Origin of the sequence: Longimonas sp., assembly GCF_040409695.1 — a bacterium.
Classification (GTDB): Bacteria; Bacteroidota; Rhodothermia; order Rhodothermales; family Salinibacteraceae; genus Longimonas.
This window is the reverse complement of sequence record NZ_JARWGJ010000022.1, coordinates 1-3,319: the sequence shown is the minus strand read 5'-3', so window position 1 is coordinate 3,319 and position 3,319 is coordinate 1. Positions and strand designations below refer to the sequence as shown.

Here is a 3,319-nt window from a genome sequence, read left to right as displayed (position 1 = left end):
CATGCGCGCCATGTGGGCAAAGTCGGTGTGCGTTTCGCCCACGAGCCGCACCGAGAGCGGATAGAGCCGCACGTTGCGGGCCATCCAGAGCGCTTCGAGGTTTGCCACGGTGCCGCCGCTGCACAGGTGCCCCCAGCTAAAGGGCCGGCGGCGCGCGCGAGCATTAGGCGGCAGCTTCTCAGGCAGAAACTCCGGATAGCCCACCATCTCAGCGAGTGCGGTAAAGTACGCCCGCTCCTCGCGCACCGTCTCGGGCGAGACCTCCTCAACCACATTGTTCTGGTTGTAGAGGAGTCCGGCAAAGTAGCCGACGAGCGCGGGCAGCGTGGGGTCGCTCACAATGTGCGCCACCTGGCGCGGCGAGTAGAGCGGGGCCGCACGCTTCAGCTCCGACAGAATCTTAAACAGCTCATCGCGCATCTGCGCCGTCATCGCCGTAAACGCTTCCGAGCGCTTGTCATGCTCGGCGATGAGACGCGGATCGCTCGGGTGAAAATTGCGGCGCCAGAACACATGGTCGCGCAGCACTTCAAGCAGAAGCTGTTCCAGCTCGTCCAGGTTCTCGCCTTTGGGTCCAAGAAATGCGGCCTTGTGCAACTGCTCGCTCATAACGCCGGATCGATCTGATTAGAGGCTCAGGGGGATGCGAAAAAGGGGTACCACCATGTACGCTCTATCGCGGATTGGTGTTTGCGTGCTCCGTGCAAGCAAGGCCTTGCAGGCGTTCCGTGCGTGCCAGGGTCTGCAGTTTCGTCGCGTAACGGGGACATCGGCCTTCCACCTGGACCGTGCGCTATGTGGCGTTTCGCGCTTGAATGGTCGAGCTAAGCGCGCTTCCCCTCCATGTTACCCGTCCCTCGCAGCGAGGAGGAAGCCACAGGCTGCGTTCGTTGCATGTTGCATACCAGCCTGAGCGTTTTCAGGCACGGTTGCACCCTATCTTCGCTCTTCCTATTCTGTCGTAGCTATACGCAGCCTCCGCTTCCTCTCAGATGACTTTCCGGTGCGCCCAAACCATCCGGTAGCGTACTAACTTCGTACCTGTATGCAAGACCTCTTCCTTTTACTGGTTGGTTTCTTGATTGGCCTGGCAGCTTACTCCAGGGTACAAGAAGCCGAGTGGATGCGTCGTATTCAAGACGGGGATGAAGAGGCGCTCAGAAAGCTCTATCGTACGTACAAAAATATCATCTTCGGTCTGTTGCTTTCAATACTGAACGACCGGGAAGAAGCCGAAGACTGCCTGCAAGAAGTGTTTACACAGGTATGGGAGAAGGCGGACCGGTTTAATCCGGATCGAGGCAAGCCGTACAGCTTTATTGTCACAATTGCGCGCAACAAAGCAATTGACCGCACGCGTTCGAAGGTGTACAAGAACATCCAGCGGCAAGAGCACACTGTCGGTGACTTTACGATGGTCCCTTCGGCACGGGGCAACAGTCCATACAAAGATACGGTACTTGGCAACCGGGCAGAACGCCTCCGTGAGGCGCTGCAACAGCTTTCTGAAAAAGAACGTACTGTGATTCAGATTGCCTACTTTGAAGGGCTAAGCCAGTCCGAAATTGCAGAACGTACCGGTATCCCCTTGGGCACGGTAAAGTACCGAACGCGCCAGGGTATGATTAAGCTGCGTGAGATGCTGACGGAGGAAGACTAACGGCGCTATGGAAAACGAAAACGCACATACTGACTTCGAATCGCTCTGTGCGGGGTATGTCCTGGGAGCGCTTGACGAATCCGAGCAGGCCCGTTTTGAAACGATGCTTGAGGAGGCTTCGCCTGAACAGGAGGCGTTCTACCGTGACCTGTGTGACGTGCGTGATGAGTTGGCATTGGCCGCCGATCCCGAGCCGCCCTCTGATGCTGTCGAAACGCGCCTTATGACATCCATTGGCTCTGCACAGGGGGCGTCGTCTTCCAACGCGCAGCCTGATTTTGACGAGCCGTCTGGCGCGTCACCTGCCTCACAAAACGCGGGCTTGGGGACAGGGCAGAGATCTGATCGTGCGTCAGACCGTGAAGCGTCACGACGTGCTGCTTCTCGTTCGACATGGGCTTACAAGCTGGCTGCTGTGCTGCTTCTGGCGGTATCGATCGGGCTGGCATATCTAACGCTTGACCTGCGCAGCACTGTATCGGATCAGCAGGCCATTATTACGCAGTTGGAGAGTGAGGTCCAACAGCAGCAAGAGCTGCTGACAGTGCTTGCTGCGCGTGAAGCGCGGCTCATAAACATGGGGGGGCTTGATGCCAGTCCTGAGGGCTACGGGAAGATCGTGTGGGCGCCAACAGAGGGGCGGGCGGTTTTGCAGATGGCCAATCTGCCGCCGCCGCCTGAAGACAAAGACTATCAGTTATGGCTAATCAAAGACGAGCAGGCGCCGATATCGGCGGGAGTGTTTCACTTCGATCAGTCACGCCGTGATCTTTTCTTCGTGGTTGACCAGCTCGATGCAGAGCCGTCGCCGTCTGCTAATGCTTTTGCCGTAACACTGGAGCCCGAAGGAGGTATGCCGCAGCCAACAGGAGATATGTTCTTATTAGGCCAGCAGGTTTGAGGAGGCCGGCAGGGGGAGATAAGGACAGAACTGGAGAAGAGAAAAGCGTCATGCAGCACAAGGAGCCATTCGGTGAATGGATGAGATACCGCCACGGGTACAGCGACTGAGGAGGCGTGCTGTGTAAGCAACTGCCTAAGCAACTGCATAAGCAAAAGGCGGGTTAACGGTAGCGGTAGCAAAAAGAGAGGGGGCTCTCCTGCGCAGGAGAACCCCCTCTCTTCTTTAAACACCAGGAAAACATCGGGAGCGGCTGAAAGCTACTCCATGATAACCAGCTCGCCCCGCATCGGTCCGTGGAAATTACAGAAGTACGCTGCAAGAGCATCAGACAGATCGGCGGTCAGGTTGAAAGAAAGACCGCCCTCATCGTCTGTAATGAGATCTACCGCTGCATCGTCAGAAAAAGAGCCGCTACCGTCATGATTGAGGAGCGTAGTCCCTGCCCCATCGTCAATACCGAAAGGGTGAGCTCCGCCATTTTCAATGACGAACCTGTACCGCATTCCTTCCTGAAGCATGACGGTCGGGTTGCTTTCGTTGAGCGCGACGACATCTTCCTGAGGAGCGCCCTCCACGCTGGTTGCGACGTAAGCATTTGAGCCATCATTGCCCATCGTGATCGTAACGGCACGCAGGTTGGGGTCGCCTGCTTCGAGCGATTCCCCAAAAACACCCAGGATGAGGTAGGTAGTAAGGTCGACGGTGCTCAGATCCTGGGTCGGATCGTGCACAACGAAGAATGCCTCATAGTCGTT

Annotated in this window: 2 protein-coding genes and 2 pseudogenes; 2 read left to right on the top strand and 2 right to left on the bottom strand. The window is 56.9% G+C overall.

From position 1 onward, the window contains the following. A pseudogene (locus PPP56_RS01210) lies at positions 1-609 on the bottom strand (pyridoxal phosphate-dependent decarboxylase family protein); the annotation flags it as partial. A 436-nt stretch (positions 610-1,045) separates the two neighbouring features. Between PPP56_RS01210 and PPP56_RS01205 the strand changes: the two are divergent. After that, complete coding sequence (locus PPP56_RS01205) at positions 1,046-1,660, top strand: sigma-70 family RNA polymerase sigma factor (protein WP_353561952.1); 615 nt, start codon at positions 1,046-1,048, stop codon at positions 1,658-1,660. A 7-nt stretch (positions 1,661-1,667) separates the two neighbouring features. Then, positions 1,668-2,561 (top strand): anti-sigma factor, encoded by an 894-nt coding sequence (locus PPP56_RS01200; RefSeq protein ID WP_353561950.1) that lies wholly within the window; start codon positions 1,668-1,670, stop codon positions 2,559-2,561. 260 nt (positions 2,562-2,821) lie between these two features. Here the strand turns inward: PPP56_RS01200 and PPP56_RS01195 are convergent. Beyond that, a pseudogene (locus PPP56_RS01195) lies at positions 2,822-3,319 on the bottom strand (hypothetical protein); the annotation flags it as partial.